14 protein-coding genes are annotated in these 13672 nt (G+C 51.4%); 6 read left to right on the top strand and 8 right to left on the bottom strand.

Features of this window, described 5'->3' with window-relative positions; genetic code table 11:
- Positions 1-13: 13 nt before the first annotated feature.
- The 8 genes from tolA to cydA form a co-directional block, all read right to left on the bottom strand.
- Positions 14-1270 (bottom strand): cell envelope integrity protein TolA, encoded by a 1257-nt coding sequence (tolA, locus tag JQ822_RS02075; RefSeq protein WP_213132073.1) that lies wholly within the window; start codon positions 1268-1270, stop codon positions 14-16.
- A gap of 64 nt (positions 1271-1334) precedes the next feature.
- Positions 1335-1763, bottom strand: a complete 429-nt coding sequence (tolR, locus tag JQ822_RS02070) for a colicin uptake protein TolR (protein WP_005125437.1) — start codon at positions 1761-1763, stop codon at positions 1335-1337.
- A 3-nt stretch (positions 1764-1766) separates the two neighbouring features.
- Complete coding sequence (tolQ, locus tag JQ822_RS02065; protein WP_135322614.1) at positions 1767-2459, bottom strand: Tol-Pal system protein TolQ; 693 nt, start codon at positions 2457-2459, stop codon at positions 1767-1769.
- Positions 2456-2860 carry a tol-pal system-associated acyl-CoA thioesterase gene (gene ybgC, locus JQ822_RS02060; protein WP_003835413.1) on the bottom strand — a complete coding sequence of 135 codons (405 nt, stop codon included), beginning with the start codon at positions 2858-2860 and terminating at the stop codon, positions 2456-2458. Before ybgC ends, tolQ begins: the two co-directional genes overlap by 4 nt.
- Before the next feature lie 149 nt (positions 2861-3009).
- Complete coding sequence (ybgE, locus tag JQ822_RS02055; RefSeq protein ID WP_213132072.1) at positions 3010-3303, bottom strand: cyd operon protein YbgE; 294 nt, start codon at positions 3301-3303, stop codon at positions 3010-3012.
- Positions 3303-3416: a cytochrome bd-I oxidase subunit CydX gene (cydX, locus tag JQ822_RS02050; RefSeq protein WP_071828905.1), complete on the bottom strand. Its 114-nt coding sequence runs from the start codon at positions 3414-3416 to the stop codon at positions 3303-3305. Before cydX ends, ybgE begins: the two co-directional genes overlap by 1 nt.
- Before the next feature lie 14 nt (positions 3417-3430).
- On the bottom strand, positions 3431-4570 hold the full coding sequence (gene cydB, locus JQ822_RS02045; protein ID WP_213132071.1) for a cytochrome d ubiquinol oxidase subunit II: 1140 nt from the start codon (positions 4568-4570) through the stop codon (positions 3431-3433).
- 15 nt (positions 4571-4585) lie between these two features.
- Entirely contained in the window at positions 4586-6154 is a 1569-nt protein-coding gene (gene cydA, locus JQ822_RS02040; RefSeq protein ID WP_135322617.1) for a cytochrome ubiquinol oxidase subunit I, read from the bottom strand.
- A gap of 1225 nt (positions 6155-7379) precedes the next feature.
- On the opposite strand from cydA, the gene glmS reads away from it, so the two are divergent.
- From glmS to JQ822_RS02010, 6 genes are read left to right on the top strand one after another with little or no spacing between them, the layout of a single operon-like run.
- Complete coding sequence (gene glmS, locus JQ822_RS02035; RefSeq protein ID WP_096757824.1) at positions 7380-7829, top strand: methylaspartate mutase subunit S; 450 nt, start codon at positions 7380-7382, stop codon at positions 7827-7829.
- The gene (glmL, locus tag JQ822_RS02030; RefSeq protein WP_213132070.1) at positions 7829-9217 is read left to right on the top strand and encodes a methylaspartate mutase accessory protein GlmL; all 1389 of its coding nucleotides are present in this window, start codon (positions 7829-7831) and stop codon (positions 9215-9217) included. Before glmS ends, glmL begins: the two co-directional genes overlap by 1 nt.
- A gap of 18 nt (positions 9218-9235) precedes the next feature.
- Positions 9236-10681 (top strand): methylaspartate mutase subunit E, encoded by a 1446-nt coding sequence (locus tag JQ822_RS02025; protein WP_213132069.1) that lies wholly within the window; start codon positions 9236-9238, stop codon positions 10679-10681.
- Positions 10681-11922 carry a methylaspartate ammonia-lyase gene (locus JQ822_RS02020; protein WP_213132068.1) on the top strand — a complete coding sequence of 414 codons (1242 nt, stop codon included), beginning with the start codon at positions 10681-10683 and terminating at the stop codon, positions 11920-11922. The genes JQ822_RS02025 and JQ822_RS02020 overlap by 1 nt, the downstream gene beginning before the upstream one ends.
- 3 nt (positions 11923-11925) lie before the next feature.
- Positions 11926-13296, top strand: a complete 1371-nt coding sequence (locus tag JQ822_RS02015; protein WP_213132067.1) for an acyclic terpene utilization AtuA family protein — start codon at positions 11926-11928, stop codon at positions 13294-13296.
- Positions 13293-13610: a DUF4387 domain-containing protein gene (locus JQ822_RS02010; protein ID WP_135322622.1), complete on the top strand. Its 318-nt coding sequence runs from the start codon at positions 13293-13295 to the stop codon at positions 13608-13610. Before JQ822_RS02015 ends, JQ822_RS02010 begins: the two co-directional genes overlap by 4 nt.
- Positions 13611-13672: the final 62 nt, after the last annotated feature.

Raw genomic sequence — 13672 nt, 5'->3', positions numbered from 1 at the left:
CCCGGGAAAACGGTTACAGTTTAAAGTCCAGCTTGGCGTCTTTTATCTTTTCGTAAACAGCCTCGTTAGGCGGTTTAGGAATACTTGCCGATCTCGCCGCCGCTAACGCAGCCTGGCAGAGTGCAGGATCACCACCTTCAGATGTCACACTCTTCAATCGTCCATCTGGCGCAAGGTTAATATGCAATACGCATTGTTTCCCCTGATAGAGGCCCGCATCAAACAGACGGCTCTGAATCGCGACCTGAATTTGCTTCGCGTAAGCGCTAATATCAGCACCCGATGCACCACCGTTTGCACCACTTGTACCACTGTCTTTCGCCGGTTGTCCGCTACCTTTCGCTCCACCACCGGATTTCGGTGCATTCTTACCGGAGCTTAAGTCACCTAACAGATCGTCAACACCAGAGGCTGCTGCTGCTTTCTCCGCAGCCGCTTTTTTGGCGGCAGCGGCTTTATCTGCCGCAGCTTTCTTATCGGCTGCTGCTTTTTCGGCGGCGGCCGCTTTCTTGTCTGCGGCCGCTTTTTCAGCTGCTGCTTTTTTATCCGCAGCGGCTTTTTCAGCGGCAGCAGCTTTCGCGGCAGCCGCTTTTTCAGCTTTCTCAGCAGCGGCCTTCTCGGCTGCAGCTTGTTTAGCGGCTTCTGCCTGGGCTTTTTTCGCAGCGTCAGCCGCAGCCTTAGCCGCTTGCACCTCAGCGACTTTCTTCGCATCAGCAGCGGCTTTCGCAGCTTCAGCTTCAGCCTGCTTCTGTGCGTCCGCAGCCGCTTTCTTCGCGGCCTCTGCGGCTTGTTTCGCCTGAGCATCCGCTTTGGCCTTCGCGTCCGCAGCAGCTTTCGCCGCCGCTTCTTCAGCCTGCTTCTGTTGCTCTTGCGCTTTCGCCGCTGCGGCTTCAGCCTGTTTTTGCTGCTCCGTCTGTTCGCGCACTTTTTCCTGCGCGGCCAAACGTTCTTTTTCCAGCTGCTTCAGTCGCTCTTGCTCAGCCGCCTGCTTCTCACGAAGCTCCTCAGCTTGTTGCTGCGCCTGTTTTTCACGCTGTTCTTCTGCACGTTTCGCACTTGCCTGCTGCTGCTGTTGGCGATCGTACTGTTGAACAACGGCACCAGGATCGACCATAACGGCGTCAATAGACGAGCCGCCACCGCCGCCTGAAGCATCAATGTGCTCATCGAACGAACTCCAGATCAGTGCTGCAAATAAAATGACATGCAGCACCGCTGAAATAATTATCGCCCGTTTGAGCTTGTCGTTTTGTTCGGTTGCCTTTGACACTCTCGGTTCCCAAAAAACTGTTCGCCTGTTACGCGCTATATTTCAAGCCAGGAATACGCAGACATCAGATTGGCTGCGTCATCAAGCCAACCGATTTCACGCCTGCACTGTGTAACAAGTTCAGCGCTTTAATTATTTCATCATAAGGCACGTCTTTCGCACCACCGATTAAGAAGACCGTTTTCGGATTGGTCTGCAGGCGGCTTTTCGCTTCCGCGATTACCTGCTCCGGCGGCAGTTGATCCATCCTGTCTTTCTCAACCACCACGCTGTACTGCCCGACACCGGAAACTTCAATAATGACCGGAGGCTCGTCGTTGCTGCTGACGGCTTGCGATTCGGTTGCATCCGGCAGATCAACTTCCACGCTCTGGGTAATGATCGGCGCCGTTGCCATAAAGATCAGCAACAGCACCAGCAGTACGTCGAGCAGCGGTACAATATTGATTTCGGACTTGAGTTCGCGACGACCTCGTCCACGCGTTCTGGCCATGGTTTACCCCTTGTTGCTCTCGCTACTGGTAAACGCCTGGCGGTGCAGAATCGCGGTGAACTCTTCCATAAAGTTGTCGTAATTCAGTTCCAGCTTGTTCACGCGCTGATTCAGTCGGTTGTAAGCCATAACCGCCGGGATTGCCGCAAACAGACCGATAGCCGTTGCAATCAATGCTTCTGCGATACCCGGCGCAACCATTTGCAGCGTTGCCTGTTTTACCGCGCCCAGGGCGATAAATGCGTGCATAATCCCCCAAACGGTACCGAACAGACCGATATACGGGCTTATCGAGCCAACGGTCCCGAGGAACGGAATATGCGTTTCCAGCGTTTCCAGTTCACGGTTCATGGAGATACGCATCGCACGGGATGCCCCCTCAACCACGGCTTCCGGCGCATGATTATTTGCCCGATGCAGACGCGCAAACTCTTTGAACCCGCTGTAGAAAATTTGTTCAGAACCCGCCAAATTATCACGACGCCCCTGGCTTTCCTGATACAGGCGCGATAGCTCAATGCCGGACCAAAACTTATCTTCAAACGCTTCTGCTTCACGTGAAGCGGCATTAAGAATACGGGTCCGCTGGATAATAATGGCCCAGGATGCGATTGAGAAACCAATCAAAATCAACATGATAAGTTTAACCAGAAGGCTTGCCTTCAGGAACAAATCAAGGATATTCATGTCAGTCACTGCTTAAACTCCGCGACAATAGACTTGGGAAGCGCACGAGGCTTCATCTTGAGTGGATCAACGCAAACAATCAGAACTTCGGCTTCATTCAGCACGGTGTTCTCTGCGTTGACAATGCGTTGCGTGAAAACCAATGAGGTGCCACGCATTGACGTAATTTCGGTTTGGACTTCGAGCATGTCGTCGAGCCTGGCTGGCGCAAAATACTCCAGGGTCATCTTGCGCACCACAAAGGCCACACGTTCGGCCAGCAGCACTTGCTGACTGAAGTGATGATGACGCAGCATCTCTGTGCGTGCTCTTTCATAAAAAGCGACGTAACTGGCGTGGTAAACCACTCCACCGGCATCGGTGTCTTCATAATAGACACGAACCGGCCATCGAAACAGCGTTGTATTCACTTTACATCCCGGTAATGCAACAAAAGTTAGAACTTTTAACCGATGCTACTATACGCGCGGGAATGATGCTTTGGAATGGGGGAAAGTAAACGGAGAGTAAAAAATTATGGGCTTATGCAAGCCCATAAATATTTAAGGATGTTTCTTATTCAAAAGAAGAAGAAAATCAGACCAACCACCAGCACGATGTCGGCTATCAGCGGGCAGAAGATGCCCTGCCAGTGTACGGCGCGAGGACGAAATCCAACGCCGTGGATAATGCCGGCGCAGACCGCCCACATCAACAGGAGACCATGCCAGATTTCCAGATCGCTGGTTTTCGCTGCGAAGCGTGAGGGATCCCAGAATATGCAGCCAGCCAACACGATTGCCAGCACAAAGGAAAGCGCCCGCAAGGGGCGCTTGTCCATTACCGCATATAACATCGCGATAATATTGGTCATCAGCTTTCTTCTTGTCCGGCTTTGCCTGCTTCTACGTGCTCAAGCGCCAGCGCTGTGATTATCCCAAATGCACAGGCAAGAAGCGTTCCCAAAATCCATGCGAAATACCACATTTTTAGCTCCTTACTTAGTACAGAGAGTGGGTATTGTTTTCAATATCTTCTTTGGTGATACGACCGAACATCTTCCAGTAACACCAGCTGGTGTAGAGCAGAATGATCGGTACAAACACCGCCGCAACCCAGGTCATCAGGTTCAATGTTCTCTGGCTGGAGGTGGCATCCCACATAGTCAGACTTGCGTTCATCATGGTGCTGGATGGCATCACAAACGGGAACATTGCGATACCGGCCGTCAGGATGATACAGGCCAACGTCAGTGAAGAGAAGACGAACGCCCAGGCCCCTTTCTCCATACGAGAAGTCAGGATGGTCAGCAGCGGCAGGGCTACGCCCAGAGCCGGAACCACCCACAGGATAGGTGCATTGTTAAAGTTCACCATCCATGCACCCGCAACACGTGCCACTTCTTTGGTCATCGGGTTAGAGGCTGCATGGTGATCCAGAGCGGAAGTCACCACATAACCGTCAATACCGTACATCACCCAAACACCTGCCAGCGCGAAGCATACCAGAGTGACCAGCGCTGCAACCTGAGAGGTGGTACGTGCACGCAGGTGCAGTTCACCCACGGTACGCATCTGCAGATAGGTCGCGCCCTGGGTGATAATCATACCCACGCTCACAACACCGGCCAGCAGACCAAACGGATTCAGCAACTGGAAGAAGTTACCGGTGTAGTACAAACGCATGTACTCATCCATGTGGAACGGAACCCCTTGCAGCAGGTTACCGAACGCGACGCCAATGACCAGCGGCGGTACGAAGCTACCAATGAAGATGCCCCAGTCCCACATGTTGCGCCAGCGCATGTCTTCAATCTTGGAACGGTAATCAAAACCGACCGGACGGAAGAACAAGGACGCCAGCACAAGGATCATCGCCACATAGAAACCAGAGAATGCAGCGGCATACACCATCGGCCAGGCAGCGAACAGTGCGCCACCCGCGGTGATGAGCCAAACCTGGTTACCGTCCCAGTGCGGGGCGATGGAGTTAATCATAATTCGACGCTCGGTATCATTACGACCGAGGAAACGGGTGAGCATGCCCACCCCCATGTCGAAACCATCAGTGACTGCAAAACCAATCAGCAGAATGCCAACCAGCAGCCACCAGATAAAACGCAATACTTCATAATCGATCATTTGACGACTCCTGTCTTAGCGTGCCGGCTGAGAAGTCACAGTGGACTGCTCGTAGTGATAACGACCGGTTTTCAGGCTGCTCGGGCCAAGGCGTGCGAACTTGAACATCAGGTACAGTTCAGCCACCAGGAACAGGGTGTACAGGCCGCAAATCAACAGCATCGAGAAGATCAGATCGCCCGCAGTCAGCGACGAGTTCGCCACGGCTGTCGGTAACACCTCACCAATCGCCCACGGCTGACGCCCGTACTCTGCAACAAACCAACCGGACTCAATCGCAATCCACGGCAGCGGAATCGCATACAGAGCCGTACGCAGCAGCCACTTTTTCTCACCGATACGGTTACGAATCACGGTCCAGAAGGAGACAGCGATAATCGCCAGCATCAGAATGCCGCACGCCACCATGATACGGAACGCAAAGTACAGCGGCGCCACACGAGGAATGGAGTCTTTCGTCGCCAGCTGAATTTGCGCTTCGGTCGCATCGGTCACTTTATCGGTATAGCGTTTCAGCAGCAGACCGTACCCCAGATCTTTCTTCATGCTGTTGAACTGGTCGCGAACGGCCTGATCGGTGGAACCCGCACGCAGTTCTTCCAGCAGCTGATACGCTTTCATCCCATTACGGATACGCTCTTCGTGCTGCACCATCAGGTCTTTCAGACCAATGACCGGTGTATCAACGGAGCGGGTGGCAATGATGCCCAGCGCATAAGGGATTTGAATCGCAAAATGGTTTTCCTGCGCATCCTGGTCCGGGATACCGAACAGCGTAAAGGATGCCGGTGCAGGCTGGGTTTCCCACTCTGCTTCAATCGCGGCAAGTTTGGTTTTCTGCACATCGCCCATTTCGTAACCGGACTCATCACCCAGAACGATAACAGACAGAATGGCAGCCATACCAAAGCTGGCAGCGATAGCAAAAGAACGCTTAGCAAACGCGAAGTCACGACCGCGCAGCATATAGTAAGAGCTGATACCCAGAACGAACATCGCGCCGCAGACATAACCAGACGCTACAGTGTGAACAAATTTCACCTGCGCAACCGGGTTAAGCACCAGCTCAGAGAAGCTCAGCATCTCCATGCGCATGGTTTCGAAGTTGAAATCCGCTGCGATTGGGTTTTGCATCCAGCCGTTCGCAACCAGAATCCACAGCGCGGACAGGTTAGAACCCAAAGCCACCAGCCAGGTGACGCACATATGCTGGACTTTACCCAAACGGTCCCAGCCGAAGAAGAACAGACCTACAAAGGTGGATTCGAGGAAGAAGGCCATCAAGCCTTCGATCGCCAGCGGCGCACCGAAAATATCCCCTACATAGTGGGAATAGTAAGACCAGTTAGTCCCGAACTGGAACTCCATGGTCAAACCGGTAGCCACACCCAGAGCGAAGTTGATACCAAACAACTTGCCCCAGAACTTGGTCATATCTTTATAAATCTGTTTGCCGGAAAGGACGTAGACCGTTTCCATGATGGCCAACAAAAACGCCATACCGAGCGTCAGTGGCACAAACAGGAAGTGGTACATCGCGGTCAAGGCAAACTGTAAGCGCGACAGTTCGACTATATCTAACATCATGACTCCTTGCTCATCGCATGAAGACTCCGAGAGTGAACCCCGTTAGAAAGGGTCACACGCATGCCCCAATACAAATTTATTTGCTTCCTTCCGCCGTCGCTCTTTCTTCTCATGTGAAGAAAGGACAATGATGAAAAGTTACAAACATGTTAATAAAACACTCAAATTGATCCCGCAATTATATTACGCCGTAAAATCCTTACAATAAACAGGTTTTTATCGCGACAAATTTGCATTTTTCGACAGTGATCAATTTATAGCTAATTTATCACTTTCAGACCAATTTGATCTGCAGCAATTTAACCTCTTTCGAGTTGGTTTACCAAGTTTTAAACATTGATTTAAATCAATTTTCAAGTTTAATGTTAATGATGTTTGTCATGAGAGTGATTAGTGAAACCTATGTTAATTTATTGTTTTACAATAAGTAATCGTCGTTACCATAAATGATAGGTTATTAATTAAAATCTACACGATCTTTTAACCCATCGAGGCGGCAAAATTAGGGGGGATAGATAAAGAGTCTTTCTTGCCGGGTAGCTCACAGATTTTTTTTAGCAAGCCTTATTATCGCCATTTTATACAACTCATTCATTTATATTTTACTTATAGTTAACACCCAAATGTGACTATCTCAATTGGAAGCGAAACGCGGGTGCATTCACTAACTTAACGAAGCGGGATCGGCCATGCGCGCAGAACCTAACCTAATCCCCTCAATACATCACCATTAGTTATTGGTTCAGCCTCCCCTTCGCTTACGTACTAAAGATTAAATATGTCCAGAACAATCCATTATCATTTTTATCTTAAATTTAACAAAAGACATTTCTGACATATAAGATTAATAAATAAAAAAACGTTATGTCGTTCACAAGTTATTTAGTGAATTTAATTTTTTAACTTATTAAAAATACCACCTAAAAACTGCGCACAACAAAATAAGATTTTGATCACAAAGATGGCAAGTTATTTATTAGCGAATTGACTAACAAAATGACACCACAGCAAAAACAACACTATAACACATTGATTTTGCGCAGATTTAATAAAATTCAATTATAACAATCATTTTAATCAGGATATTTTGAAAATAGATCAATTGCTTCCTTTCCAGCTTCCACAGAAACTCCGAACCTATTAAAAGGTTGCCACAAGCCAAGTACTAAATATTAAAAAATAATTTTCACTTATTGACCATCAGCCCTACAGAGGATTACCCATGAAGAAATCTACACTTGTTATTGGCGTTATCGGTGCTGACTGCCATGCAGTAGGCAATAAAGTTCTGGATCGCGTTTTTACCTCTCATGATTTTCACGTAATCAACCTAGGGGTGATGGTGAGTCAGGATGAATATATTGATGCCGCGATTGAAACCGGTGCCGATGCCATCGTGGTGTCATCTATCTACGGGCACGGCGATATTGATTGCCTCGGTTTGCGTGAGCGCTGCATCGAACGTGGTCTTGGCGACATCCTGCTCTACGTTGGCGGTAACCTGGTTGTTGGTAAACACGACTTTGCAGACGTGGAAGTGAAGTTTAAAGAGATGGGCTTTAACCGCGTCTTCGCACCAAGCCACGATCTGGAAGATGTCTGTGCGCTAATCACCAATGATATTCACCAACACAATGGCCTCGAGCAGCGTTGCCTGGAAGAGGCTATCTGATGCAAACAGTTTCTGTCGATATCGGCTCGACATGGACCAAGGCAGCCCTCTTCGCCCATGAAGGGGATGAGTTAACGCTGGTAAACCATGTCCTGACCCCAACCACCACACATCATCTGGCAGACGGTTTCTTTGCCAGCCTGAATCAGGTGCTGAATGTTGCCGATGCTCGCCCGTTACTGAAAAGTGGTGAAGTGCAGTTGAAGTACTCCTCGTCGGCCAAAGGGGGACTCGCCGTTGCAGCAATGGGGCTGGTGCCTTCCATTACGCTGGAATCGGCAAAAGTTACCGCCCATTCGGCTGGCGCAAAAATCGCGCAATATTATTCGTACAAACTGAACCGCCATGACATTCAGGAGCTGGAAACATCACCACCAGACATCCTGCTATTTACCGGCGGCACGGATGGCGGTGAAGAGAGCTATGGTCTGGCGAATGCGCGTGCACTTGCCGAGTCAAAGCTTGATTGCTCCATTATCTACGCCGGGAACCGCGACATTCAGGACGATGTTCAAACAATCCTGGGACATAAAGATCTGACCACGGTAGATAACATCCTGCCCGATCTCGACCACCCCAATCCGTTTGCTGCACGTCAGGCCATTTGCGATGTGTTTTTGTCCCGCATCGTCAAAGGCAAAGGCCTGGACGTTATCGTCGGTGAAACCGGTGAAGAACCCATGCCCACGCCGTGGACAGTGTATGAACTGGTAAAAGCGATTAGCGATTACGACAGCGCGTGGAAAGAATTCATGCTGATCGATATGGGCGGCGCCACCACGGATGTCTATTCAGCCAGCGCGAATACCCTCTCCCCCGACACCGTCCTGCACGGCGTCCCTGAACCTTTCGTCAAACGTACCGTTGAAGGCGATTTGGGGATGCGCGTTTCCGCCGTCGTCGTCGGGGAAAGCACGCAGGAAATGGTGAAAGTTATCTTTGCCCAACAACCGCAGCGCGAGGAAGCGTTTTACCGCTATCTGCGCCATCTGGTTGGGCAACCGGATTACCTGCCACTCAGCGGGGAAGAGAAATATTTCGACACCCTGCTGGCAGGTTTATGCGTGGGCTATGCCGCTGAGCGCCACGCGGGCACTAAAAAGCAGGTTTGCACCTGCGTAGGTAACGTGGATTTACAGATGGGTCGCGATCTCACCACCGTACGAAAAGTCGTCGGTTCAGGTGGATGGCTCTCGCGCGCCAGCCAGTTTGATATTCATAACTGGCTTAAATATCGGGAGCTGGACGACCAGGGTAAAAGAATTCTGTTACCGAATCAGTTTGAGTATTACCGCGATTCATATGGCCTGCTCCCTCTACTGGCAAACGTCGCCAGGCTGTACCCGCAAGCCGCTGCTCGCACCAGCATTCAGTGTTTAACCCTATAAAACTTAAGGCAGCTACGAATGGAACTTCGAAATAAAAAACTGACCCATGACGAATTTATGACCGAAAGGCTGCAGGTGTTACAAACCTGGGAGACCGGCAAAGACGTAGAGAACTTCGAAGATGGCGTGAAGTACCAGCAAACAATTCCAGATCAGAAGCGCTTCTCCCTTGCGCTGTTGAAGGCCGATCAAGAGGGTAAAACCCTGAGCCAGCCGCGTGCAGGCGTTGCATTAATGGATGAGCACATTGAACTGCTTAAAACGCTGCAAGAAGAGTGCGACCTGCTGCCCAGTACCATCGATGCTTATACCCGCCTGAACCGCTATGAAGAAGCCGCCGTCGGGATCCAGAAATCTATCGAAGCGGGCACATCCAAACTGAACGGTTTACCGGTCGTCAATCACGGGGTTGCTGCCTGCCGCCGTATGACTGAATCTCTGGAAAAACCAATCCAGGTTCGCCACGGAACCCCGGATGCGCGCCTGCTGGCAGAAATTGCCATGGCCAGTGGCTTTACCAGCTACGAAGGTGGCGGTATCTCCTACAACATCCCTTACGCCAAGCGCGTTACCCTGGAAAAATCCATCCGTGACTGGCAGTACTGCGATCGTCTGATGGGACTGTACGAAGAAAACGGGATTCGCATTAACCGTGAGCCATTTGGCCCACTGACCGGCACCCTGATCCCACCATTTATGTCCCACTCGGTCGCGATCATCGAAGGTCTGCTGGCGCTGGAACAGGGCGTGAAGTCCATTACCGTAGGCTACGGCCAGGTCGGTAGCCTGACGCAGGATATCGCCGCCATTCAGGCGCTGCGCGAACTGTCTCACGAATACTTCCATAACCACGGTTTCGACGACTATGAGCTGAGCACCGTATTCCACCAGTGGATGGGCGGATTCCCGGAAGATGAAGCGAAAGCCTTCTCCGTTATCGCCTGGGGTGCGGCAGTGGCTGGCATGTCTGGCGCCACGAAAGTGATCACCAAGAGCCCGCACGAAGCGTTCGGTATCCCAACGGCGGCAGCTAACGCCCAGGGTCTGAAAGCGTCCCGCCAGATGCTTAACATGGTTAGCGACCAGAAATTCCCACAATGCGCAGCCGTTGAGCAGGAAGTTGATCTGATTAAAAGCGAAGTCCGCGCGGTACTGAAGAAAGTCTTCGAGCTGGGTAATGGCGACATTGCACGCGGTACCGTGCTGGCCTTTGAAGCTGGCGTACTGGATGTGCCTTTCGCACCTGCCGCCTGTAACGCCGGCAAAATCCTGCCGGTTCGCGATAACTCGGGCGCCATCCGTATTCTTGAAGCCGGTTCCGTTCCGTTACCGAAAGATATTCTCGCCCTGCACCACGACTATGTCGCAGAGCGCGCCCACTTTGAAGGTCGCAAGCCTTCTTTCCAGATGGTCATTGATGACATCAACGCCGTATCCCACAGTAAATTAATAGGAAGACCATAATGAAAATTAAACAGGCCCTTTTCACCGCTGGCTACTCCTCATTTTATTTTGACGACCAGCAGGCCATTAAAGACGGCGCAGGTCACGATGGGTTCATCTATACCGGTACCCCGGTAACGCCTGGATTTACCTCTGTTCGTCAGGCAGGTGAATGCGTTTCGGTTCAGTTGATTCTGGAAAACGGCGCGGTAGCAGTCGGTGATTGTGCCGCCGTACAGTATTCCGGTGCGGGCGGTCGTGATCCGCTGTTCCTGGCAGAGAACTTCATTCCGTTCCTCAACGATCACATCAAACCGCTGCTGGAAGGCCGTGACGTCGATGCGTTCCTGCCGAACGCCCGTTTCTTCGACCAGTTGCGTATTGACGGCCATCTGTTGCATACCGCCGTACGTTACGGTCTGTCTCAGGCGCTGCTGGATGCCGCTGCGCTGGCTACCGGTCGCCTGAAAACAGAAGTGGTTTGCGATGAATGGCAGCTGCCGTGCGTCCCGGAAGCGATCCCTTTATTTGGTCAGAGTGGTGACGATCGCTACGTCGCCGTCGACAAAATGATCCTCAAAGGCGTGGACGTCCTGCCGCATGCGCTGATCAACAACGTTGAAGAGAAGCTGGGCTTTAAAGGCGAAAAACTGCGTGAGTACGTGCGTTGGTTATCCAACCGCATCTTAAGCCTGCGCACCAGCGAACGTTATCACCCGACACTGCATATTGATGTATACGGCACTATCGGCCTGATTTTCGATATGGATCCGGTTCGCTGCGCCGAATACATCGCTAGCCTGGAACCCGAAGCACAGGGCCTGCCGCTGTACATTGAGGGTCCGGTTGATGCCGGTAACAAGCCGGATCAGATCCGCATGCTGACCGCCATCACCAAAGAGCTGACCCGTCTGGGCTCCGGCGTGAAAATCGTGGCTGATGAATGGTGTAATACCTATCAGGATATCGTCGACTTCACCGATGCGGGCAGTTGCCACATGGTGCAGATCAAAACCCCGGATCTCGGCGGCATTCACAACATCGTTGACGCGGTGCTGTATTGCAACAAACACGCCATGGAAGCCTATCAGGGCGGTACCTGTAACGAAACCGAAATCAGTGCGCGTACCTGCGTACACGTCGCGCTGGCTGCACGCCCAATGCGCATGCTGGTAAAACCAGGTATGGGTTTCGATGAAGGTCTCAACATCGTGTTTAACGAAATGAACCGCACCATCGCGCTGTTGCAGACTAAGGATTAAGAGATGGCACGCACATTTAAGATCTTATCGCCTACGGCTATCCTGGGTTATGGCTTCCCGGAAGAAAGTTTTCGTAAAGCCATGGAAGAGTCACCGGATCTTATTGCTGTTGACGCGGGTTCCTCCGATCCTGGCCCCCACTACCTCGGGGCAGGTAAACCGTTTACCGACAGGGCCGGTGTAAAACGCGATCTGCGCTATATGATCGTGGCAGGCGTTAAGAACAACATCCCGGTCGTGATCGGCACAGCCGGTGGTTCAGGTGCCGCTCCGCATCTGGAGTGGTGTCGCCAGATAATCCACGAGATTGCTCAGGAAGAAAAACTGTCCTTCTCAATGGCGCTGATCCCATCTGATGTCGACAAAGAGGTCGTTCATCAGGCGCTGGATAACGGCAAAATCACCGCGCTCGATTTTGTCCCTGAACTGACTCACACAGCTATCGAAGAGAGCACCTACATCGTCGCGCAAATGGGCGTCGAACCTTTCCAGCGTGCGCTGGAAGCAGGTGCGCAGGTGGTACTGGGCGGACGAGCCTACGATCCGGCCTGTTTTGCCGCACTGCCGATTATGCAGGGCTTTGATGAAGGTCTGGCGCTTCACTGCGGTAAGATCCTTGAGTGTGCTGCTATTGCCGCCACCCCGGGCTCCGGCTCAGATTGTGCGATGGGGATCATTGACGACAACGGCTTTACGCTGAAGGCGTTCAATCCAAAGCGTAAGTTCACTGAAACTTCCGCCGCGGCGCACACTTTGTATGAGAAATCCGATCCGTACTTCCTGCCGGGACCGGGCGGCGTGCTGAACCTGAAAGCGTGTACCTTTACTGCGGTAAACGACGGTGAAGTGTATGTCAGCGGTTCACGTCATGAAGAGACGCCATATGCGCTGAAACTGGAAGGTGCGCGTCAGGTTGGCTTCCGCTGCCTGACCATCGCCGGAACGCGCGACCCAATAATGATTGCCGGGATTGACACCATTCTCGAAGAGGTACAGGCAAGCGTTGCACGTAACCTTTCGCTGAATGATGACAGTATCCGCATGACGTTCCACCTGTACGGTAAGAACGGCGTGATGGGCAATCATGAACCAATGAAAACCGCCGGTCATGAACTGGGGATTTTACTGGACGTGGTCGCGCCAACGCAGGATATCGCCAACAGCGTGTGCTCGCTGGTGCGCTCTACCCTGCTGCACTACGGTTATGAAAATCGCATTGCGACGGCGGGCAACCTCGCTTTCCCGTTCTCGCCATCTGATATTCAGAGTGGTCCTGTGTATGAGTTCTCAATCTATCACCTGATTGAAGCGAGTGATGCACTGCGTTTCGATTTCCACATTGAACAGGTGACGCCAGAAGGAGTTCAGGCATGAAACACTCAATTTGTTCACTGGCGCAGGTAATTCGTTCCAAAAACGCCGGACCGTACGAATTGGTTTTAGATATTTTATTTAAAACCAAGGAAGACTATCTGCGAGTAAAAGCCTGCGAACAATTAACACCGCAGCTTATTGCTGGCTTATATAATGTTAAACCCGAGTTTATTCACAATATCGTCTGGTTTGACCCAGCAAATGCAGTAAAAATCGTCATGCCGCGAGATATTATTTCTGGCAACGTCGGTGACAATGATGTTTATGGCGCGCAGCAACACGCACCATTATTAAGTATTGAGTTCGATTTGTAATAAAAAACACAATAACAACCATTGGGGCACAGAATTCAGCGGTATCACAGTGCTTCGAAGTA

The organism is Citrobacter sp. FP75 (assembly GCF_018342065.1).
Lineage (GTDB): Bacteria > Pseudomonadota > Gammaproteobacteria > Enterobacterales > Enterobacteriaceae > Citrobacter.
The sequence above is the reverse complement of the archived record's forward strand: the minus strand, read 5'-3'. Positions and strand labels throughout refer to the sequence as shown.

Bases quoted from the DNA above. Each gene is read 5' to 3' on its own strand.
- tolR (WP_005125437.1), bottom strand. From the start codon at position 1,763: ATGGCCAGAACGCGTGGACGAGGTCGTCGCGAACTCAAGTCCGAAATC.
- ybgE (WP_213132072.1), bottom strand. From the start codon at position 3,303: ATGACCAATATTATCGCGATGTTATATGCGGTAATGGACAAGCGCCCC.
- cydX (WP_071828905.1), bottom strand. From the start codon at position 3,416: ATGTGGTATTTCGCATGGATTTTGGGAACGCTTCTTGCCTGTGCATTT.
- cydB (WP_213132071.1), bottom strand. From the start codon at position 4,570: ATGATCGATTATGAAGTATTGCGTTTTATCTGGTGGCTGCTGGTTGGC.
- cydA (WP_135322617.1), bottom strand. From the start codon at position 6,154: ATGTTAGATATAGTCGAACTGTCGCGCTTACAGTTTGCCTTGACCGCG.
- glmS (WP_096757824.1), top strand. From the start codon at position 7,380: ATGAAGAAATCTACACTTGTTATTGGCGTTATCGGTGCTGACTGCCAT.
- glmL (WP_213132070.1), top strand. From the start codon at position 7,829: ATGCAAACAGTTTCTGTCGATATCGGCTCGACATGGACCAAGGCAGCC.
- JQ822_RS02025 (WP_213132069.1), top strand. From the start codon at position 9,236: ATGGAACTTCGAAATAAAAAACTGACCCATGACGAATTTATGACCGAA.
- JQ822_RS02020 (WP_213132068.1), top strand. From the start codon at position 10,681: ATGAAAATTAAACAGGCCCTTTTCACCGCTGGCTACTCCTCATTTTAT.
- JQ822_RS02015 (WP_213132067.1), top strand. From the start codon at position 11,926: ATGGCACGCACATTTAAGATCTTATCGCCTACGGCTATCCTGGGTTAT.
- JQ822_RS02010 (WP_135322622.1), top strand. From the start codon at position 13,293: ATGAAACACTCAATTTGTTCACTGGCGCAGGTAATTCGTTCCAAAAAC.